20 protein-coding genes and 1 tRNA gene are annotated in these 20,886 nt (G+C 62.7%); 9 read left to right on the top strand and 12 right to left on the bottom strand.

Annotation, left to right across the window (positions count from 1 at the left end; genetic code table 11):
* Window positions 1–246: 246 nt before the first annotated feature.
* The 5 genes from ACYQR9_RS06075 to ACYQR9_RS06055 all read right to left on the bottom strand — a co-directional run bounded on the left by ACYQR9_RS06075 (window position 247) and on the right by ACYQR9_RS06055 (window position 4,745).
* Window positions 247–879, bottom strand: coding sequence for an SGNH/GDSL hydrolase family protein (locus tag ACYQR9_RS06075; protein ID WP_461229029.1), 633 nt, complete (start codon window positions 877–879; stop codon window positions 247–249).
* Window positions 880–1,019: 140 nt separating this feature from the next.
* Window positions 1,020–1,631 (bottom strand): cysteine hydrolase family protein, encoded by a 612-nt coding sequence (locus ACYQR9_RS06070; protein WP_461229028.1) that lies wholly within the window; start codon window positions 1,629–1,631, stop codon window positions 1,020–1,022.
* 1,103 nt (window positions 1,632–2,734) lie between these two features.
* Entirely contained in the window at window positions 2,735–3,436 is a 702-nt protein-coding gene (gene ctrA, locus ACYQR9_RS06065) for a response regulator transcription factor CtrA (RefSeq protein ID WP_056428356.1), read from the bottom strand.
* 81 nt (window positions 3,437–3,517) lie between these two features.
* Window positions 3,518–3,646, bottom strand: a complete 129-nt coding sequence (locus tag ACYQR9_RS06060; RefSeq protein WP_461229027.1) for a hypothetical protein — start codon at window positions 3,644–3,646, stop codon at window positions 3,518–3,520.
* A gap of 268 nt (window positions 3,647–3,914) precedes the next feature.
* The gene (locus tag ACYQR9_RS06055; RefSeq protein WP_461229026.1) at window positions 3,915–4,745 is read right to left on the bottom strand and encodes an outer membrane protein; all 831 of its coding nucleotides are present in this window, start codon (window positions 4,743–4,745) and stop codon (window positions 3,915–3,917) included.
* Window positions 4,746–4,946: 201 nt separating this feature from the next.
* Here ACYQR9_RS06055 and ACYQR9_RS06050 point away from each other — a divergent pair, with 201 nt between their 5' ends.
* Entirely contained in the window at window positions 4,947–5,387 is a 441-nt protein-coding gene (locus ACYQR9_RS06050) for a helix-turn-helix domain-containing protein (RefSeq protein ID WP_461229025.1), read from the top strand.
* A 1,049-nt stretch (window positions 5,388–6,436) separates the two neighbouring features.
* On the opposite strand, the gene ACYQR9_RS06045 is transcribed toward ACYQR9_RS06050, so the two are convergent.
* Entirely contained in the window at window positions 6,437–6,895 is a 459-nt protein-coding gene (locus ACYQR9_RS06045; protein ID WP_461229739.1) for a DUF6538 domain-containing protein, read from the bottom strand.
* Window positions 6,896–7,122: 227 nt separating this feature from the next.
* Window positions 7,123–7,197: transfer RNA gene (locus ACYQR9_RS06040), tRNA-Thr, on the bottom strand.
* Window positions 7,198–7,415: 218 nt separating this feature from the next.
* Here ACYQR9_RS06040 and ACYQR9_RS06035 point away from each other — a divergent pair.
* The 3 genes from ACYQR9_RS06035 (at window position 7,416) to ACYQR9_RS06025 (ending at window position 9,922) form a co-directional block, all read left to right on the top strand.
* Window positions 7,416–8,312, top strand: a complete 897-nt coding sequence (locus ACYQR9_RS06035; protein ID WP_461229738.1) for a GGDEF domain-containing response regulator — start codon at window positions 7,416–7,418, stop codon at window positions 8,310–8,312.
* A gap of 292 nt (window positions 8,313–8,604) precedes the next feature.
* Entirely contained in the window at window positions 8,605–9,333 is a 729-nt protein-coding gene (locus ACYQR9_RS06030) for a helix-turn-helix transcriptional regulator (protein ID WP_207410916.1), read from the top strand.
* A gap of 304 nt (window positions 9,334–9,637) precedes the next feature.
* Window positions 9,638–9,922 carry a hypothetical protein gene (locus ACYQR9_RS06025; protein ID WP_461229024.1) on the top strand — a complete coding sequence of 95 codons (285 nt, stop codon included), beginning with the start codon at window positions 9,638–9,640 and terminating at the stop codon, window positions 9,920–9,922.
* A 331-nt stretch (window positions 9,923–10,253) separates the two neighbouring features.
* Here the strand turns inward: ACYQR9_RS06025 and ACYQR9_RS06020 are convergent, their stop codons facing one another.
* Entirely contained in the window at window positions 10,254–11,696 is a 1,443-nt protein-coding gene (locus ACYQR9_RS06020) for an MFS transporter (protein WP_461229023.1), read from the bottom strand.
* A gap of 74 nt (window positions 11,697–11,770) precedes the next feature.
* Here ACYQR9_RS06020 and ACYQR9_RS06015 point away from each other — a divergent pair, with 74 nt between their 5' ends.
* Window positions 11,771–12,577: a helix-turn-helix transcriptional regulator gene (locus ACYQR9_RS06015; protein ID WP_461229022.1), complete on the top strand. Its 807-nt coding sequence runs from the start codon at window positions 11,771–11,773 to the stop codon at window positions 12,575–12,577.
* A 447-nt stretch (window positions 12,578–13,024) separates the two neighbouring features.
* On the opposite strand, the gene ACYQR9_RS06010 is transcribed toward ACYQR9_RS06015, so the two are convergent.
* The gene (locus ACYQR9_RS06010; RefSeq protein WP_461229021.1) at window positions 13,025–14,272 is read right to left on the bottom strand and encodes a DNA topoisomerase IB; all 1,248 of its coding nucleotides are present in this window, start codon (window positions 14,270–14,272) and stop codon (window positions 13,025–13,027) included.
* 193 nt (window positions 14,273–14,465) lie between these two features.
* Between ACYQR9_RS06010 and ACYQR9_RS06005 the strand changes: the two genes are divergently transcribed.
* Window positions 14,466–15,623 carry a glycosyltransferase family 4 protein gene (locus tag ACYQR9_RS06005; protein ID WP_461229020.1) on the top strand — a complete coding sequence of 386 codons (1,158 nt, stop codon included), beginning with the start codon at window positions 14,466–14,468 and terminating at the stop codon, window positions 15,621–15,623.
* Window positions 15,620–16,288 carry a class I SAM-dependent methyltransferase gene (locus ACYQR9_RS06000; RefSeq protein WP_461229019.1) on the top strand — a complete coding sequence of 223 codons (669 nt, stop codon included), beginning with the start codon at window positions 15,620–15,622 and terminating at the stop codon, window positions 16,286–16,288. The genes ACYQR9_RS06005 and ACYQR9_RS06000 overlap by 4 nt, the downstream gene beginning before the upstream one ends.
* On the opposite strand, the gene ACYQR9_RS05995 is transcribed toward ACYQR9_RS06000, so the two are convergent.
* From ACYQR9_RS05995 to ACYQR9_RS05985, 3 genes are all read right to left on the bottom strand, one after another.
* The gene (locus ACYQR9_RS05995; RefSeq protein WP_461229018.1) at window positions 16,278–16,712 is read right to left on the bottom strand and encodes a PsiF family protein; all 435 of its coding nucleotides are present in this window, start codon (window positions 16,710–16,712) and stop codon (window positions 16,278–16,280) included. The two genes, ACYQR9_RS06000 and ACYQR9_RS05995, sit on opposite strands and share 11 nt — an antisense overlap.
* Before the next feature lie 234 nt (window positions 16,713–16,946).
* Window positions 16,947–17,636: a response regulator gene (locus tag ACYQR9_RS05990; RefSeq protein ID WP_207410910.1), complete on the bottom strand. Its 690-nt coding sequence runs from the start codon at window positions 17,634–17,636 to the stop codon at window positions 16,947–16,949.
* Between the two features lie 162 nt (window positions 17,637–17,798).
* Complete coding sequence (locus ACYQR9_RS05985; protein ID WP_207410909.1) at window positions 17,799–18,062, bottom strand: hypothetical protein; 264 nt, start codon at window positions 18,060–18,062, stop codon at window positions 17,799–17,801.
* A gap of 479 nt (window positions 18,063–18,541) precedes the next feature.
* Here ACYQR9_RS05985 and ACYQR9_RS05980 point away from each other — a divergent pair, with 479 nt between their 5' ends.
* Both ACYQR9_RS05980 and ACYQR9_RS05975 read left to right on the top strand, forming a co-directional pair.
* Window positions 18,542–19,423 (top strand): Crp/Fnr family transcriptional regulator, encoded by an 882-nt coding sequence (locus ACYQR9_RS05980; protein ID WP_246747780.1) that lies wholly within the window; start codon window positions 18,542–18,544, stop codon window positions 19,421–19,423.
* Between the two features lie 628 nt (window positions 19,424–20,051).
* Window positions 20,052–20,774 carry a Crp/Fnr family transcriptional regulator gene (locus tag ACYQR9_RS05975; RefSeq protein WP_244478163.1) on the top strand — a complete coding sequence of 241 codons (723 nt, stop codon included), beginning with the start codon at window positions 20,052–20,054 and terminating at the stop codon, window positions 20,772–20,774.
* The last annotated feature ends 112 nt before the right edge of the window (window positions 20,775–20,886 follow it).

The raw sequence follows: 20,886 nt of genomic DNA, 5'->3' as shown, positions 1-20,886 counted from the left end.
GCCTGCCTTCGGCGTGAATTTGCCCGGCCGCACATGAGCCCAAAGACCCTCAGCCGGACTACGCGTAAACGCCGTCAGCCCGCCGAACTGCTTGGTAAGTTCCGATCGCACGCACGTGTAATCGGAGCCGGGAAAGCCGTGGCCTTAATTATCGGAGAGGGGTAGTAGGATTTGGATCGGATGGTGCGGCATCTCGGGTCCATGGGGTCGGGCTAAGCTAGCGATAGGGGCTTGGTGCATCCGCCGCTATCTGGCGAAGGCCCTGGCACCTTGCATCTCAGGACGCGCATGAAGAAAGGCCGCGATAGCCTTGGCAATCTTCTGCCCGCCTTTGACCGACGGCTCGATGGGGTTGGCAAAGTCAGCGTCCTCGTTGCACAGAACGCGCAGGTCGACCAGCGAGAGATCACGCGTGAAGGCCTCGCGCGTGATTACGTCATTCAGCAGCGTGAGGGCTGTCGTGATCAGCCGTCGTCGTTGAGGGTCTGGATAGCGTGGGTCGTAAATCGTGCAGAGTGCCGTGGGGCGTGCCGCCGCCAGGACCGTGTCCAGCATGGCGCTGTACGCGGTCTGAAAGCGTTCTCTTACCTCAGCCAACAGGTAGAGAGCCTCAGCTACTGATCGGGTGGGATGCTCGATCACACCGGACGCTCTCAGCGCGTCGTTACCACCCACACTTACCACGAGGTGGGTCGCGCTGTCTGGAAGCCGGCTCAGCTGGCGCGGCACGTCCGTGATCACGTGACCATCGACGGCCAGCAATGTGGACTGTGAGCCCTCAGGCAGAACTGTTCGCAGTTGCTGTACCACATCTGGCGCTCCGCCCACGTAAGCAGAGTTATCAAAAACAGAGTCGCCGAGCAGTACAACGTGCAGCATGGATGTCTCACCTGATATGCACATCTAGGATGTGAGGGCAGAGGAAGTATCAGGCCTATTGCGGCCAAGTCTTGCTATGGCCGATAAGCAAGACCAGAGAACGCATCGCATGGTCTCCGAGCTATCACGAGCCCGCTTCCTTACACCCACCCCCGAAGCAGGGTATCAGTCGTGACGGTCTCGACCTGCTGGCCATATCGGCCATGGTAGAGGGTGAGCATCGCATCATGCGCCTCGTCCGAAGAGCTGCAGAGCCCGTCTGTGACGACGACAATGCGGTAGCCGCGATCGACAGCGCCTAACACGGCACTAAGCACGCACACGTCCGTCTCACCACCTGTAACCACGAGCGTGTCGATGCCCCGCCCGCGCAAACGTTCGTGCAGGTCTGTGCCCAACCATGGCGAGTAGACGTGCTTGTCGATCATCTCGGCAGGCGGCACGAAACGGCTAAGCTCTGGGACAAGGTTGACCCTGTCTACTCCGAGGTGCGCAATCGTCATGGAAGACCAGCGCTCGTAGTAGCGCTTCCACGTTCCTTCCCCATTGCCCGGCATTTGGGCTGGCACGAAACGAGTGAACAGGGTCTCTTTGGGATGAGCCTCGACGATCTGCACCACCTTCGGCAGAACGCGAGGCATCCAGGGCGTGCACCAATCGGTTTGCTCAGCGAACATACGCTGCATGTCGACACACAAATGCGCGCAGCTACGGCCGAGTGGTCCGAAACGAAGCTCGTCGGTTCCTACCATATTGCGCCCGTCAGAAGTTGTTTCTCTCTGTGGGCTATGCAAACGGGAAGGGCTGGAGGAGAGTTCCGAAGCAAGCATCGGTCAAGCTACTGTCGCACAGCAGCACGGACGCATGTACTAGCAAGTGAATAAAGATCTCCTCGCAACACGCGGTAGCAGTTCAGGTTGTTTTCGGTCAGCGGGCCTCGCTGAGGGGTACACGCAGGGCGTCTACTGGCGGAGAAAGGTCATAGGCGCATTTTGAGCGTCCTACCCTTCTCATGGTGCAGCCAATGCGTTGCGCCAAGCAGCAACTCGGTTCTCTCTTGCATGCATAGGTTAAGGCTCTCGGCCGCGGGCTTAGAGCTAGATGCGAATTGCCCCATATCCAGGGTAGGTGAGCGGATCGGCCTCAACTCCGGCACCCGTTCGATCACATCGGCATTGTCCCGCATCGGCGCCCTGATCATCTCGGCGTCAATGCCGCCACGCCTATCTTAGGTTGCATCGAAGAGCAATGCTGCTACCGACCAGTTAAAGTCTCAGGTGGCAGGAACGCCTGCTAAATTACTCCAAGCCCGTTCTTGGCGAAGGCGCGGTTGGGCCTCATCGTGCGAAGCGCGCCGCCACCCGCGCGTCGGTAACGCAGCCCCGAGGCGGGCAAGCGCCTCCATGAGGAGTTCGATCGTGGATCAAGCGTGTTTACGAGCCACCACTCCGCTCCTTCCGCCCAGCGAGCGGGTCTTCTCCTCGTGGCCGGAAAAGCGCTCCTGCAGATCCTTTCCTCGATGGCGCGGACGTTTCCGTCGATGAAGACGAACTGCCGAACGGCCCCGCAGACTTTCTCAGCAAACATTCGGTGTATCGAGTGCACCAGCTTCGACCGGGCCGGTGACACCGAGGCAGATGCCAACGGAAGCTCGGGTAGCTCACTCGTTCAGTGCTGCGAGTTTCCTACAGGCGATCATGGGCGGTGGATCTGCAACCATGGGCGAAACACCGGCCGCGCAGGCCAACCGGAGGCGGCACAGTTCCCGGACCTGCTCGGCCATATCGACGGCGAGACGCAGCCGTTTGACGCGCAGCGGTTTTGAAGCCTGTTCACAAAACGCGGATGAGAGACCCTAACCGGCCAAAGCCTGCATCTCGGCTACGCCATCGTGGAGCACGTAGCCGCGTCCCCAGACGGTCTCGATGTAGTTCTTACCGGACGAAGCGTTCGCGAGCTTCTTGCGCAGCTTGCAGATGAAGACGTCGATGATCTTCAACTCGGGCTCATCCATGCCGCCGTAGAGATGGTTGAGGAACATCTCTTTCGTGAGGGTCGTGCCCTTGCGCAAAGCGAGGAGTTCAAGGATCTGGTACTCCTTGCCGGTGAGGTTCACCCGGTTGCCGGCAATGGCCACCATCTTCTCGTCGAGGTTCACCGTCAGGTCACCGGTGGTGATGACCGATTGGGCATGGCCCTTCGAGCGGCGGACGATCGCGTGGATGCGGGCGACGAGTTCGTCCTTATGGAACGGCTTTGTGAGGTAATCGTCGGCTCCGAAGCCGAGGCCCTTCACCTTGTCCTCGATGCTGGCCATGCCAGAGAGGATCAGAATCGGTGTCTTGACCTTCGCCACGCGCAGATTGCGGAGCACCTCATAGCCCGACATGTCGGGAAGGGTGAGGTCGAGCAGGATGATGTCGTAGTCGTAGAGCTTGCCGAGGTCGATACCTTCCTCGCCGAGATCCGTCGTGTAGGTGTTGAAGCTCTCCGACTTGAGCATCAGTTCGATGCTCGCGGCGATCGAAGCGTCGTCCTCAATCAGCAGCACGCGCATGGGAAGATCCTCAAAAGATTGAGACTTCCTAACCGGACGTTGGCAACAAACCGTTAAGGTGCGGGAGAAAGACTCGCTTCTCTATGCAGGCATGGCTCGGCTGCGCACCAGGCCACGGACGGCCCGGAACGGAAGCGTCACAACCGTGAGGCAGGCGCCCAGCGCCAGGACCACGATGACCGACAGGATCGCCGTCAGGATTTTGATCATAGGCTTGCTCACTCCGGCGTGCAGCGGCATAGGCCCTGCACCACCGCCACGATCCTCCTAAAGTTCGGCGAGAGTGTGTGCGAGCCAACCCAAGCCATCGCGATGCGCGCATCGGCCCTACTGGCCAGCCACATCCACTCATCGGCATGACCAGGTTTGATGCACATACGAAAAACGCCCCAGGAGAAGCTCCTAGGGCGTCTGTTGGCCGAGCGGCCGGCTGGATCGGGCTGGGGATGCTCAGTCAGAGGATATAAGGCGAAGCGCCTTAGTAAGATCCGAACTTGTAGTTCAGGCCAGCGCGGACGACGGCGAACTCGCTCTCACGAGCGGTGACCGAACGGCTGAGCGTAAGAACGTTGGTGGCTGGGTTGAACACCGAGCGATTGCCGGCCCGGCCTTCGTTCTCGAGGTTCACGTACAGGCCTTCGACCTTCAGCGTCACTGCGGACGACTTGAAGAAGTTGAAGAACGAGTCGGTAGGCATCGCGTACTCGAAACCACCACCAGCGGTGTAGCCGGTGCGGAAGTCGTCGCCACCCGTGCCACCGTCGCCATAGGCAAAGCCGCCGGTGCCGTAGAACAGGACGCGATCGAACGCGTAGCCGAGGCGGCCGCGGACGGTGCCGAAGAAGTTCATCTCGTTGCCCGGGACGCGGACACCGACGGGGCTGTTGAGAGCGCCGGCGACAGGGCTGATGGTGCCGGTCACGGTGCGGCTCTTGTTGCCGAAGTCGGTGTACTGGGCGTCCGCCTCAACACCGACGACCACGCCCAAACCCGGGGTGAACTGGTAGTTGTAGCCGACCTGACCACCGCCGACGAAGCCTTCGAGGTCGTTGCCGCCATTGGTGGACACGACCACCGGGGTGCGGGTGAAGGAGTTCAGCACCGAACCACCCGGCAGGGCGTAGCGGTCGCTGTTGCTGCCAGCGTCGAAGCCGTAACCGGCGTTGATACCGAAGTAGGCACCCGTCCAGGTGAACACCGGCACCGGCACGAAGACCGGGGGAGCGGCGCGACGCGGAAGGTCGGCGGCCGAAGCGGCGCCAGCCAGGAGAGCGGTGGCCGCAGTGGTGAGGAGAAGCTTCTTGAACATGGAAGTCATTGGCCCGTGCGATGAATTTGAACGACACAGAGCCTCGAAAGCGTCAGCAGCGATAGTGCGATCTTGCAACACTGGGGATTTACAGCGCATCAGCCGCGCGCCGATTCCCTATGCTGCAAAGACAAATACGCAGTGGCCGTCAGGCGGAAGGCAATCATACTTAACCAATACTTAATTGAGCGGGTGGCCACTGTGACTGTAAAATCCACGACAGACGTTGATCGTACCGTCGGCCTACGCATCGCAACGCTGCGAAAGGCGAAGGGATTGTCGCAGACTGATCTAGGCCAGCACGTCGGCGTCACGTTTCAGCAGATCCAGAAGTACGAGAAAGGAGCGAACCGCGTCAGCAGCGGCCGGCTGCAGCAGATCGCTCAGTTCCTCGAAGTGCCGATGTCTACCCTGTTCGGCGATCATGAAGCCGAGGAGCACAACGATGCCTTCGGCTTCTTCAGCGAGGCCAGCGCTGTCGATCTGCTTCGTGCCTATGCCACCATCGAGAACGATCAACTGCGCTGCGACGTGCTGCAGCTCGTTCGTTCAGTGGTGGGCTTGAGGGCGAGGCAAACCCAAGGCGCGGAAGAACCTAGACAGATTGTTTTGACAGGTGACAGGCCAAACTCTCACTCCTGATCGCCCTTGGCCTTCTCCTGCCCAATCTCCCCGTCGAGCATTTCCCAGCCCCGTTTCCAGGTGGCATGCTCCTCAGTGTCCAAGGGGTAAGGATTGGCGCTGCTTGGGTCGCCACGATCACGGGCGTGACGCCCTTCCTGGCTGACGGCTGAAGGCGATCGCTGCGGAAAAGACACGGTCGACCTCCTCGTCCGCCGCTACAGATCATCATCCTGATTGAACACTGGCTTATCAGGCTGCGCATCGGTTTCGGCGGTTTTTGGATGCTCCCCCGGCTTTGGCGGCTTGGGTGCTGGAGATCCAGCTTCGGGCGTGGAGGAGTACACAGGCGGTCGGGGCCATAGCCCAGGCTCGCGAGCTTCACGCCCATCGCGAATCGTTAGCCAGCGTCACGGCACTTGACCGTGCCGTAGCTCCTTGGGGCATTTGTTCCATAAGATCAGATTCAATCAGCCAATCGCATCGCATTGCCCTCAACGATTTCAGGTGAGTTTGCTACATGATATCGAACTTTTGTTCAGGCAAACGCACGTTGCTAGCTGGGTTTTGTTGCAGCAAGCGCCTTGCGTCACGGGTTATGGCCCATCCGAACACATCTTTTACTCGGATAAATCATTCCTGTTAATTGATCGCGCGGTGACGCCTTGCTTGTCGCGGTGATGAGTTGCCCATTCATGAACGTCATCATCTGATAAGGAATTGACGTCACGGTCTCCGAAATATGAAGAAAGGAATCCAAATATGCAGCGATAGCGTTTGACTGTCGCAGGCTGAACTTCCTGTTTTGGCCCTGCCTCCCAGGCCGAAAAAATGTCGCTGATTGTAACAGACCGCCTCTTCACCCGACGACGAGCGCCGGTATCCCAAGGTAGGGAAGCGAGCAAGTGTCTTATCCACACTATAACCCCCGCTGGCGTTTCGAAAGCCGCAGCCTGCAGCTTGGCGCGTTGCTCGACAAAGCTCCCGCATCAGAAGAACCCGACTGGCTACATCCGTCACAAGCGATTTTTGCTGCAGAAGTGCGTCCGCTTGAGCTCCGAACGCGGCCTCTAGAGCGCTCTCCGCCGAAGTGGATGCCGGTTCGGCGAAACAGAGCGCGGCAAACAGAGGCTTAGAGATGTGTCCCGACCCAACGTGGTCGGGCGCAGCTCTAGCGTCACCATCGGGATGGCACGGAGATCGTCGAACGTGGCCCACTCTGCCGGTGTTCCGGCCTCCTCGAGAGTGCTTAGGAAGGCGTCGCGCAGGGTCTCGAAAGTGATGTGATCCGTTTTGAGATCGCTCCCAACCCGATCGGCTTCCCCGACCACCCTAAGGAGGTATCGGCTTCTGTCGTCACCGAGACATTGCATCCCTGCGGCGTACATTTGTCCTGTCAGCGCCGTCACTTCTCTATGCGTCAGCGGCTGTGGCCCGATCCGGACGGTTTCCCAATAGCGCTTGAGTTCGGCATCAGCCTCGCTGTGGCGTCGCTTCGCTTCCGCAACATCCTTGGTTCGGAGGGACACCTGGACCGCTGCGCCAGCAGTGACGGCCACAGGCTTTTCACCGATGTGAAGAATGACTCGCGTCCCTTTGATACGGGAGACACAATCCTGTGCGGCCTTTGCCGCAGGTGACAGGTTCCCGTGCCGGGATCCTTCCGGGGACGCGCCATCTGGGAGGCCGCCGTGTGAGACCCGGCCAGCCTAAGTCCCTCAGACAGCGTAACCTATTGCGCTTGCACGCAAAAGCATGGTGCCGGCGGAGAGGATTGAACTCCCGACCTTCGGTTTACAAAACCGCTGCACTACCGCTGTGCTACGCCGGCCCGACGCGTTAGCTACCAGTCGGAGGCGCGGCATTCAACCGGGGATGACGGAGCGTCGGTGATCTGTCATGCGACGCCGCTCCCGCAGGGGGCGATGCAGGGCATCCGCCTGCCGGGGCCTCGGATGGACTCATGTGGGCATGCCGTCTTGGCAACATGTTAATCTGTGGCTGCCATGCTGAAACACAGCGCTAGAAATCGGGCGAGTGACCAACGCCATGCACATTGTCATCGTCGACACGAGCCGTGTTGTCCTGAAGGTCGTCGCCGGACTTCTGGAACCGCAAGGCCATACGGTCGATGTCTTTACCGATTCTCAAGCAGCACTCGACTTCGTGACTTACACGACGACTGTGCGAGTCCTGATCACGAGCCTGGAAGTCCGCCCCTTGAGCGGGCTCGAACTGTGCTGGTCGGCGCGCCTGATCGCCGAGACCAATCGTCCGCTCTACGTGATCACCATGTCTTCGGCCCGTAACTCCCGCAATCTGGCCGAGGCCCTCGACAGCGGAGCCGACGATTTCATCGAGAAACCGCCCGGCGCCGAGGAACTGCATGCCCGCATGCGGGCCGCAGAACGGCTGACGACCATGCAAAGCGAGCTGATTCGCCTTGCCGAGACCGATCCGCTCACCGGTCTCCTCAATCGGCGCGCCTTCCTCCAGCGGGTGCGGGACGCTGCCGACCGCGTCGGCAACCACGGCGACATGTCGGCGATCCTGGTGGATATCGACCATTTCAAGCGCATCAACGACGAGTACGGCCACGATGTCGGCGATGCGGCGATCCAGAACGTCAGCAAGACTATCGCGGAGGAAGGCATCGTCGGGCGGCTCGGAGGCGAGGAGTTCGGCATCGTGCTTCCGCACCGGCCGGTGGCCGATGCCGAGGCTCTTGCGTCACGCCTGCGCCGCCTCGTCGAAGGCATGCGTATCCGTGGGGCGCGCACGCCGATCCGGCTGACCTGCAGCTTCGGGGTCAGCCAATGGAACGAGGGCGACACGATCGAGGCCATGATCAAGCGCGCCGACATCGCCCTCTACGAGGCCAAGACCACGGGCCGCAACCGGGTGATTTCCGCCGCCTCCGACCTCGTCCTCGCCCGGGCAGGCTGATCCCGGATCTCACTGCCCCCAACCTATGGGTCGGTGTCAGTGAGGCATGGAATGAGCCGATCCCATTTCGGACCGGGCTGTTCCTGATAGGGACAGGCGTGGTCGGTCGGCCAGCATGCATTCGCCCGCGTTAACCGAGATAAGGCGATTTTCGCGGCTGTTTTCGCGATATGCGTCCTTGTATTCATCGCGCGACGCGGAATCGCGCCGAATAAACCGATGGAATGGGATTTGAACCGCTCTTGACCAGCCCGGGCGCGATGTATCGCGATGGGACAGAGGGGGGAGCGGCATGAACCAGGCCGTTGGAGTTTTGATCGTGGACGAACCCGTGGGGCTCGGGCCTGTCCTGAGGGCCTTCCTGGAGCATGAGCCCAGCCTGCATACGGTGAGCGAGGCCGATCTGCCGCTCGACGGTCCGGGAATCGAGAGCGTCGTCGCCCTGGTCTTCCTGCGGGAGAACGCGAGCGAGGCCGACCTCGCCCGGATCACCGCGCTGAAGAATCATCCGAGGCTTCGCGTGCTGGCGGCCTTCCAGAGCCTGCCCGCCGACACCCTGCGCCATCTGCTCGTGGCCGGTATCGATGCGGTGGTCGCCCAATCGGCGACCCCGCGGGAGATCAGCGCCACCATCGTCCGCCTGGCCCAGGCGGGCAAGGCGGACGCCCCGACCTCCAATGTCGAAACGTCCGATGCGGCGGATGCCGGGGAAGGGCTCACACCCCGCGAGGCGGAAATCCTGCGGTTTCTCAGTGCCGGTTTCAGCAACAAGGAGGTGGCACGACGCCTCAGCCTCAGCGTCCGCACCGTGGAGACGCATCGCCTCAACCTTCGTCGCAAGACCCAGACGGGCCGGCTGAAGGACCTCGTCTGCCTCGCACGGCAACTGGGTCTGGCCCCCGTCGTCGAAAGCGAGATGCCGCGCCAAGGCAAGGGCGACAAGGGCAAGTCCGAGAAAGGCAAAAGCGAGACCGGCCTGCACGGCCGCTCGACCATCATCGAAGCGATGGCGCGACACTGAGGAAGCGTGACGGGACGGCTCGCGGGGTCGGCCGTACCCGCACCCCCGAAGAAAATCCCGCCAGACGCAGGCAGGACCGGATTCGCCGAACGGGCGCTTTCGCGTCGATGCCAGCGGTAAAAATTCGACGTTGGGTGACCGCCGCTGGGAGCAGCCCGCTTTCAGCGTCGTTTATTTAACCGCAGTGGAACCCCCATCATCTCGAAACACGGCGATCCCGAGGTGCTCCAACCGTTGCCGAGCTTCCACGCAGCCCTTGGTGCCTGGGTCTTCTCCCTACAAGTCTAAGCGATACGACAAGCTGATGTCCGAGCACGAGAAGTACTTCGAGGAGCATGGCGTCGCGCTCAGCGGCCATCCCAAGCAGGAAGAAAAAGAATACTCCCACTTCGTCATCGAGAAATCGGACTTTCCCGCGACATACGAGGGCAAACCGACCGTCCTGCTCTACCTTTCGGTCGTACCGCGACCGGAGGAGGAGCGGAACCTTCTCGTCACCGACGGAAGGTCACCGGACGGCGGCAAGGAGCATTCCGACGAGTTGACGAAGATCGTGAAAAGCCTGGGAGCTTCGATCGACGAGCAATGATATCGGCGATCAATCCGCGCCGAATCCTGGGCTCGACCGTCCGGGCTAAGCTCGCTCCCGGTCACCACCTTCACGGAGGGACGTGACGGCTGGTTTCGTCAGTTTGCAGAAATCGGGAACGCCCGTTTACAGGCCGCCCAGTAAGGCAGTGAGATACAGCCAGGACGGATGGAAGTTCTCCAGTCCATTTCAAGTATATCGGAGGGCGATAGTTGCCATTCGCCAAGCTCGCAGGTTGCGCCACTGAGCAGAGAATATGACGTCGCCCTGCGGGACGCGCTTTCGGCTGCGCCGGAGCCAAGCCAATGGGGTCTTTCGCCATCGATCCATATTAGATCGCTCTCTTCCGGACGATCCAGCAGATCAGCGCCGACGCAATCAGGATGGCTGCCACGTTGCAGATCATGGCACCTGAGAATGCGTCGGCATAGCGCGCGAAGCGCGCCATGCCCGCACCGGCATCCTTATTGAGGATCGTCATGAAGAAGATGCCGACAATCGAGACGCCGAAAGCTCCCCCAACTTGCTGCATGGTCGAAATGAATCCAGCCGCCATCCCGGCGTGGCGTTCCTCGACATAGCCGAGAACCAGATTGAGCAACGGCGTCATCGACAGCCCTTGCCCGAATCCAAACATGATGAGCGGCGGCACCAAAGCGAATGCGTCGGCCTTGCTATCCAGTCCCGAGGCGGTTCCTGCGAGCCAGCCTATGCCGGCGGCATAGGTCAGTGCGCCCGCGACGATTCCCATGTCGCCCATGCGCGACACCAGCCACGGAGCCACGAGCGAGGCGGCAACGAAGCCGATACTGGCCGGAGCGAACACCATTCCGGCTTCCAGCGGTGTAAGCCCAAGGCCCGATTGCACCAACAGCGCGAAGCACAGAAACAGGGACGTCGCGGTGGAATAGATGAGCAGCACCACCAACGATCCTATCGAAAAACCGGCACTCTGAAACAGCCGCAGGTCGATCGCCGGATCCCCGCCACGTCGGGCAACGCCACGTTCCCAGCGCACAAAGGCGACGAGCAGCATCACCGAGATCGCCATGCTGGCCCAGGTCCAGAATGGCCAGCCGTTACTTGGCCCTTCGAGAAGCGGGAGCAGCAACAGTAACAGTCCGGCCGTGGCGAGAGCGATGCCAGACCAGTCGACACGCATGGCCTGGGAAGAGCGCGATTCTGGAACCGTCTGGATCAACAGCGCGGCGGCCAAGCAAATCGGCAGATTGACAAGAAATATGACCCGCCAACCGAGTCCGAACAGGTCGCTTTCCACGATGAGGCCGCCGAGAACCTGTCCCGCGATCGCGGCCAATCCCACTGACATACCCAATAAGCTGAAGGCCCGGCGTCGGCCGGCCTCATCGCACATCACGCGTAGCAGCGCATAGATCTGCGGAAACAAGAGTGCGCCCGTTGCGCCCTGAAGGAAGCGGGCGACGATCAGGCTCGTGGCATCGGGCGCGATACCGCAGAGCAAAGACGTCAGGGCGAAGCCGATCATGCCCAGCGAAAACACTCGCCGTCGCCCATGCCGATCGCCGAGCCGGGCACCCGCGATCAGCAAGACCCCGAAGGCCAGTTCGTAACCCGCTATGATCAAGCCGATCTCGGCAAAACCGGCACCGAGATCGGTCTGTATCGACGGGATCGCGACATTGACCACGAAGAGGTCGAAAACAGTGATGAAGCCTCCGAGCAAGAGGGTGACGAGCGCCACGACCGAAGGGTGACGAGCAGGAGAGATGAAAGGGTGGGGTTCGGTGGACATGGCGGCTCCATCATTGTTGCGATGGCTTCGCACGCCACTTAAACTGTTACTATGGAGTTATTTATGGGGTTACTATGAGTAGCAGCATAGCGTGCCGCCTGGATCGCACACGGCTAGAGCTGGCGGACTTTTTGCGTCAGCGGCGGGAGACGCTGTCGCCGCTCGAAGTGGGACTGCCTGCCGGCAAACGGCGTCGCACTCCAGGGCTGCGTCGGGAGGAAGTTGCCGCGCTCGCAGGCGTCGGCTTGAGTTGGTATACTTGGCTAGAACAGGGCCGCGCCATCCAGGTCTCATCGGCCTTCCTCGACAGCGTATCGCGCGTTCTCAAACTCGACGAGATCGAGCGTCGTCATCTGTTTCTTCTTGCGCATCAGCGCCCCCCGGCAGTGCCGGGGCAGACCTCCTGCGTGTTGCCGCCCCTGGTGCGCCGTCTACTGGACGATTTAACGCTGCGTCCAGCCTACGTCCTCAATCTGCGCTGGGACGTGATCGGCTGGAATTCGGCGGCGGACCGGTTGTTCGGTTTCGAAATCCGCGATCCGGCGGAACGCAACATGCTCTGGATGCTGTTTGCCGACGACGCCCTTAATGGACGTATCGTCGACTGGCATGCTCAAGCGCCACAAGTTCTTGCCAGCTTCCGGCGCGACTTCGCGCGAGCGCCGGACGACGACGACATGATTGCGTTGGTAGAGACGCTCGAACAAGTTTCGGCTCGATTCAAGGCTTTGTGGAACCGCCATGACGTCCACGGGCGCTGTGAGGGGCGGCGCATCTTTCTGATCGAGGGGATCGGTCAAGTCGTTTTCGACCACTCGTCCTTTGTAGTGGATGAGGATCGACATCTACGACTCGTATTCTATGCCACACCGGACGAATAGGCTTTTCAAAGCGGTGAACGCTGATGTCGACATGGCGTGATGGGGCCACGGCTTATTGAGCCAGACGGTTGGAGCGTACCATAACCGGTGCCGCCGGTGCTCACGCCGGGCAGGTCTGGCTAGAGCTGCGCCCGACCACGTTGGGTCGGGGCACATCTCCAGGCCTTTGTTCTGCCGCGCTCTTTTTCGCCGAACCGGCATCCACTTCGGCGGAGAGCGCTCTAGGCCGTGTGGACCCCCAAGTCAGCTAAAACCGCTGCGATGCCGTTGGTTACAATCAGGCGTGACCATCCCGAGACGCTCCCAGCATCAATCGGCTTGCAAAGCGCGTCGCCAAGCGCAGCGCACCGGAACGAGGCTGGGCTCAGCCTCGACTTCCCACTCATCGCGGACGTTCAGGGCGGGTACCGTCCGGTAGATTTCGGCCACGCGATGTTCGGTCCCGGCCTATGCCGTCGCTCGGGCCTCGGGCTTCACCGAGCCGGAACGTCGCTTGCGCGACGTCACTTCGCCCGTCGCAGCCCCCATGGCCTTGGCCTTCGTCGAACTCTTGGCCTTCGTCGAACTTTTGGCCTTTACCTTGGCCGGCACCTTCGTCCTGACCGAGACGGTGCCCTTCGCCTTTTCGAGCCGCGCCCGCAGCAATCCGAGAACCGCCGCCTCTTCGGGCTTCAACCGGGCGATATCGTCCCGCAACTCGTGCTCCACCGCATCCGCCACCTGGATCAGCAGCGCGCCCTCCAGATAACCGTCGAGAATTTCGGGGTGGATGTAGCATTTGCGGCAGATCGTCGGCGTGTTGCCGAGCCGCGCCGATACGCTCTCGATGGCCGCGCGCAGGTTCTTCTTGGCCTTGGCCGCGCTGTCGAACGCCTCGAATTCCTGGAGGGCCAGGGCGGCCAGCACCGTGCCGGCCCAGGTCCGGAAATCCTTGGCGGTGATCTCCTGCCCGGTGATCTCGCGGAGATACGCGTTCACGTCGGCCGAGGTGACGTCGCGCGTCTCGCCCTCGTCGTCGATATACTGGAACAGTTCCTGGCCCGGCAGGTCCTGGCAGGATTTGACGATGCGGGCCACACGCCGGTCCTTCACCGACAGGTTCCACATCTTGCCGCTCTTGCCCTTGAAGCGGAACGTCAGCTCCGCGCCGGCGACGGTCACATGGGGATCGCGCAGGGTGGTGAGGCCGTAGCTCTTGTTGGTCCGGGCGTAATCGTCGTTGCCGACACGGATCAGAGTCGCCTCAAGGAGGTGGACGATAGTGGCGAGCACCTTCTCGCGGGACAGGCCGCGACGGCTCATATCCTCGTCCACCCGCGCCCGGATGGCAGGCAGGGCGTCGGCGAAGGCCATGATGTGCTCGAACTTCGTCGAGTCGCGCGCCTGCCGGAAATCGGGGTGATAGCGGTATTGCTTCCGCCCTTTGGCGTCCCGTCCCGTGGCCTGGATATGGCCATCGGCGCGGGGGCAGATCCAGACATCGGTATAGGCCGGCGGGACCGCCAGGGACCGGACCCGCTTCAGGATCTTCGGGTCGCGGACGGGCTTGCCCTTGGCATCGCGATAGGAGAACCCGGTTCCGCTCCTGCGGCGCGTGAGCCCCGGACGGTCGGCATCGACATAGGTCAGGCCTGCCTCGATGGCCGCATCCCGCGGATCGGCGACAACGCCGTCCTCTTCGCGATCCATCGCCATCACCCGCCTCCCGTCGATCGTCAGGAACCGTCAACCGGCCGGGCACGGGCGGCGTTCCGAACCGGGGCGGCGGCGCGATGTCTCGTCGAGGGGATGCCTGACAGGCACGTCCTCGCTCATCCTGTCTCCCACTTGCCATAACACTCCTGCCATTCGGCTCGCCCTGCAGCGGCGGCGTGCTACAGCCTCTCTCATGGCCACGTCCCCTTCGCCCTCCTCCGCGCCGATGAAGCGGCTCGTCTTCGTCGTCACCGAGGACTGGTTCTTCGCCTCGCACTTCCTGCCCATGGCGCGGGCCGCCGTGGCGATGGGCCTGTCCGTGGCGGTGGTGACCCGCGTGCGCGCCCACCGGGCGGTGATCGAGGCGACGGGGGCGCGCGTGGTCGAGTTGGAGGCCGAGCGCTCCAGCCTCAACCCCATGGCGGCGGGTTATGCGGCGGGCCAGCTCGCGGCGATCCTGAAGGCGCTGAAGGCGGATATCGTCCATTGCATCGCGCTGCGCTCGATCCTCGTCGGCGGGACGGCGGCGGCGATGGCGGGTATCTCAGGCCGGGTCTATGCCCTGACCGGGCTCGGCTTGATGGGCGCGCGCGCCGACGTCGCGGGACGCATGGCCCGCATCGCCCTGCGCCAGCTCATCCGCGGCCCCCTCGCCTCGAAACAGACCCGGTTCCTGTTCGAAAACCCGGACGACGCCATCGCCCTCGGCCTCGATCCGGCCGACACGGCCGTCACCATCGTCGGCGGGGCCGGCATCGACCCGGCCATACTCGCAGAGACGCCGCAACCGCCCTCCCCGCCCCTGCGCATCGCCGTCGTGGCGCGGATGCTGTGGTCGAAGGGCATCGACACTGCCGTGGAGGCGACGCGCCTCGCACGCGCTGAGGGCGCGGCGGTGGAGCTCTCCCTCTACGGTGCCCCCGACGCCTCGAACCGGAGGGCGATCCCGCAAGAGACCCTGCGTTCCTGGAGCCGGGACGGCATCACCTGGCATGGCCCGACCCGCGACGTGAGCACCGTCTGGGCGGAGCACCATGTCGGGTGCCTGCCCTCCCGGGGCGGCGAAGGCCTGCCGCGCACGTTGCTGGAGGCGGCGTCCTGCGGGCGAGCCCTTCTCACCACCGACGTTCCCGGCTGCCGGACGCTGGTTCGCGAGGGAATCGAGGGCATGCTGGTCCCGCCGGACGATGCGCGGAGCCTCGCTGCCGCCATGATCCGGCTCGCCGCCGATCCGCTCCTCGTGGCGCGGATGGGCGAGGCCGCGCGGCGACGCGTGGTCGAGGGCGGCTTCACGGAGGAAGCGGTGATGCAGGCGGTCTCGGGCCTCTACGCGGATCTCATCCGCTCATGACGCCCTCGGTCGATCCACTTCGCTTCATCCGCGCCAATACGCGGCTTCTGCCCGTCCCCCACGCGCCGGAGATCGTGCTGCATGTCGCCGACGAAGCCACGGAGCTGTGGCAGAAGACGGAGGACGAACTCGATTCCATCGGCCTGCCGCCGCCGTTCTGGGCCTTCGCCTGGGCGGGCGGGCAAGCCCTGGCCCGGCATATCCTCGACCGCCCGGACCTCGTGGCCGGGCAGCGGATCCTCGATTTCGCCTCCGGCTCCGGGTTGGTGGCGATCGCGGCGACGCTCGCCGGCGCCACCCATGCGACGGCGAGCGACCTCGACGCCTTCGCGATCGCCGCCATCGGTCTCAATGCCGAAGCCAACGGCGTCGGCGAACGGATCACGCCCGTCCTCGACGACCTCATCGGTTCGCGGCCGGCCGATCTCGGCGTCACGACGATCCTCGTCGCGGACATCTTCTACGAGAGCGACATCGCCGGCCGGGTCACCAACTGGCTGGCGGCCCTGCACGAGCAGGGCGCCACCATCCTCATCGGCGATCCCGGCCGTTCCTACCTGCCGAGGGACCGGCTCGACATCCTCGCAACCTACGAGGTGCCGGTGAGCCGCTCCCTCGAGGATGCGGAGATCAAGCGCAGCAGCGTCTGGCGCTTCAGGGCTTAGGAGCCGGGGGCGTCGCCTCCGGTATCATGCCGGAGCCGGTGCCGGTGCCGGTGCCGGTGCCGGGGGGCACGTTCGAGCCGGGCGCCGTCGGGGCAGGTGCAATCGGGGCAGGCGCATTCGCTGCGGGGGCCGTGGGGGCGGTGGTCGCTCCGGAGGCGTCGTCGCCCTTCAGGCAGGATTTGATGAAGGCATGCCGGTCGGCCTTGTCCGCGCCGGCGGATTTCAACTCCTCCTTGCACGCCTTGAGCGCGTCGTCCCTGCAGGACTTCATGAACGTCTTGCGCTCGTCGCCCTTCAGGCCCTTGGCCTTCAGCTCCTGCTTGCAGGCGCCGATACGGCCACCCACGGCGGCGGAGGCGTCCGTCATGGGCAATCCGGTGAGCATCCCGGCAAGCAGGACGAGCCGCAACGTCGAGTTCTTCATGATCGCACTCGCTTCAACGGATGGAGGGGGATGGGATCGCGACGGACCGGAGCGTGGCCGCGATCGGTGTGGCGACGCGCCCCGTGCCGTCGGTCGTCGCACCACGCTCGGTCATCGGCCATGCCCGCCGTGGATGCAACGTCCGGCCCCCTGCCCTTCGCCCGCCCCCGGGCACATTCCCGTGAGGATCGCCCCCGGGACGGCGCGGTCCTGCCGAGGAGCGGCGATCCGCGCTCACCCCGCCTGCGGGGCGCGGATCTGGTCGAAGTCGAGCAGGGCCGTCTCGATCACGATCTGGGTGCGGCTGATGACGTCGAGCTTGCGCAGGATCTCGGAGACATGCGCCTTGACGGTGGAATCCCCGACCTGAAGCTCGTGCGCGATCTGCTTGTTCAGCTTTCCCTGCCGGATCATCAGGAGGACCCGTAATTGCTGCGGCGTCAGGCGGGCGATCCGCTCCGCGAGCTGCGTCGCCGGAGGGGCCAGATCCGCCGCGGGCCCGGAGAGCGCCGCCGGAATCGACAGGCCTCCACCCAGAACGTCCGCGATGGCACGGGTCAGCGTCGCCTTGTCGACCGCCTTCGGCACGAACCCGGCCGCGCCGTGCCGCAGCGCCTCGCGCATGATGCGCGGATCTTCCAGGCCGGACACGACGAGGATCGGAACGCGCGGGAAACGGGAGCGGATCGAGATCAGGCCGTCGAATCCGACGACGCCCTGCATCGACAGGTCCAGCAGCACGAGATCGATTCGGCTGTCGGCCGTCAGGGCCGCCATGGCGCTGACGATCCCCTCGGCCTCCGCGATCGCCGCTTCGGGAAAGGCGAGCTTGACGGCGCTCGCCAACGCATCGCGGAACAGCGGATGGTCGTCGACGATCAAAAGACGCGTGGCCGCCCCGCCCCTGCCCTCTTCCCCCGGCATCGAACCCATCCCGCACCGATCTCGCACGCGAGCCCTACGGTGACCCTACCAGAACAGTGTCGAACGCGCCAAAGCGAGGGCAAGCGACGCGCCGGCGACGGCATCGGAGGGGGGGGCACCGAGGCCCCCCGTCCCGCATCCCCTCGCCCGGCCCGATCGGCGCTACTTTGCGGTGATCTTGACGCCGGTCTTCTCCACCTCGGCCCGTACCATCGTCTTGGTCTCCTGGGGAGCAACCGACCAGGCTACCGCACAGACCAGGCAGAGTGCAGCAAAACTATAGGCAAACCCATGCATCACTCCCACCAGGCCGAGCAGGAGAGGGATGAGAGATAGCGCCACTGCCATCGTCGAATTACCGGTCAGATAGTAAATCGAAACAAAAGCAATCACCGTCATGACGAGTGCTTTGAGAAAATTAGGCACGGACATCTCCGTTTCAAAAGTCGGATCTATGATCTTTCGGCCATAGACATGTATCTGCGGCGACTTAACCCCAGAGGCTTCAAACGGTTAAGCTTATCGCAGAGCTATGACAATTCGACATTCCTCATGCAGGCCATGCAAGAATCCAAGGCCATGAATCCGAGGGCCACGGCACGCCGGTCGACGTGACAATCCGCATGCCCGATGGCAGAAACGAATCTCCCATCATTCGTGACACGCCTGGAAACCGGCCCTTCCCCACCCCGTGAAACCACGGCTGCAATTCCCGCGCCGCGATGACGGAATCCCGCCCGGCAGCAACATGATCCCTCCGGGCGGCATCGCCCGAAAGCGTATTCGGACCCGCAATCCCTTCGTCCGGCCCGGCCGGAAAAGAAAATCGAGGCGAGCGGCCAAGGATGCCAATCGTCTCGATCGCGCGCGTCAGAGATCCCGAGACAGGGACTCGATCATGCCGAATGTCGAATTACGCACAAAGAACGCCAAAAACGCTCATAATCCACAAATCACCGCCTATCATTTGTTGGACCCGTGACGCAGTTGCTATGGTACGTTCGGCGTTTGGGGTTGATGAGCGGCGCGTAAACCGGACGCCGACTCTTCGGGGCAATTGCATGGTCATTCCTTCTCAAAAACACGTTCGCAACAGCCTTCTCTCCCGGATGCACCCCGACGATTATGCGGCCATCGAAACCGTTCTCGAGCCGGTCACGCTGAAGCGGAAGGACGTCCTCATCCAACCCGGCCAGCCCTTGACCCATATGCGTTTCATCGAGAGCGGCGTCGCCTCGGTGGTGGTCGGCACCCGCGAAGGCAGGCGCATCGAGGTGGGGATCATCGGCTCGGAGGGAGCCAGCGGCCTACCGCTGCTGTTCGACGTGGAATCCACGCCCCACGAAACCTTCATGCAGATCGACGGCGAAGCGCTGCAGGTGGACAAGGCCTCGTTCCGCAGCTTGGTCGAGGAAAGACCTGCCTTCCGCAAGTTGATGATGCGCTATGCTCACATCTTTCAGCTTCTCACCGCCCAGACAGCCTTGTCGCACGGTTCTTATACTTTGGAAGAACGGCTGGCTCGTTGGCTGCTGATGTGCCACGACCGTGTCTCGGGCGATGAGTTTCCCATCACGCACGAATTCCTGTCCGTCATGCTCGGCGTCCATCGCCCCGGGGTGACGACGACGATCCATATCCTCGAAGGCGCCGGCACGGTCCGGGCCCGGAGGTCTCACATCGAGATCGTCAATCGCGACAAGCTCAAGCTCATCGCGGGCGAAAGCTACGGCATACCGGAGGCGGAGTACCGCCGCCTCATCGCCGAGGATGCCGCGGAGAGTTGATCCCTGGACCGCCCCCAACGTGTTCAGGCTTCGATGAACGTCGATCTCATCCCCGGCGATGGTCATGATCCGTACCAAGCGTCTGGCCGACCTTATTCACCGTCTTCCTTTTGCGTATCACCGTCCTAGAATCGACATCTCGTCTTCGATATGATCGAGGCGCTCGCCCCGTGGCCTGAACTAGAACTTTCGCGATCGATGCCTCACCTTCCCTACAGCTGCTATCGGAGCCGTCTTTACGGTCATGTGGCCCACCAGGAGCTTTTGGCACTTTTGCGAGGACGTATAGTCAAAGAAGACGAGAGCATGCGGCAAATGATCATCCCCATGGATCTGGCGGTCGAGCAAGCCCCTTTCGCCTTGACGATCCACGGTTTCGGGAATCGATCAGTCACAGCAGGAGGTGGGGGCGGCGCCCGTCCGGCTCGAACCTTGCGTCGAACCGGGGCATGACTACGACTTTAGTACGAGAGCGATTATCTTAAGATAATCGCGGTTCGCGTCCTTCAATTGTCATAGATCATTGAAAGCGCGTTTCGAAGAATGCTACTTTTGGCGAAAGCCGATGTTGATCGCATAGAGATATCGACCATTGTCGCGGAATAGATTCTCGAATACGGCGGATAGCGTGTTCAATCCTCTGATCCAGAAGCTGGAAGGCTTCGTGGAACTGAGCGACGCCGATAGGGACGCGCTTCATCGGCTCGCGTCCGTCGCCCGCGACGTTCCCGCCCGCACCAACCTCGTCCGCGAAGGCGAGCCGCCGAGCGATATCATCTTCATCACCGAAGGAATCGGTTGCCGGTTCAAGCAACGCGCCAACGGCGCCCGACAGATCACGGCCTATCTCGTTCCGGGCGATACCTGCGATCTCGACATCGCCCTGCTGAACCGGCTCGACCATACGATCGCGACCCTATCCCCCTGCAAGGTCGCGCGCGTTTCTGCCACGACCCTGAGGGAGATCACCGAGAACCATCCGGCGATCGCCCGGGCGATGCGCATCTCCGCCCTGATCGACGAGGCGACGTTGCGCGAATGGCTGGTGAATATCGGCTGCCGGTCGGCTCTGGAGCGGATCGCGCATCTCTTCTGCGAGTTCCTCGTCCGGCTGCGGGCTGTCGGCCTGGCCACGGAGGATAGCTGCGATCTCCCCATGACGCAGCATGAACTGGCGGACACGACGGGAATGACGACCGTCCACGTCAACCGCTCGCTGCAGGAGCTGAGACGGCGGGGGCTGATCGAACTCAAGGGCAAGAACCTGAAGGTCCTGGACTGGCCCAGGCTGAGGTCTCTTGCCGAATTCAAGGCCGGCTACCTTCGGGTGGATGGGCAGACCATGTTCTGAGCAGGATCGCCGCCCCCAAAGGCGGGGGCTGCGTCCGGTTTCCTGCCTGTGGTTGCTTGCGTACAGCGTCTTGCCTGCGGTTTCTTGCCTGCGGTTTCTTGCCTGCGGTTTC

It is taken from the genome of Methylobacterium sp. CM6241 (genome assembly GCF_054817845.1).
This window is presented reverse-complemented; position numbering and strand designations above follow the sequence as displayed.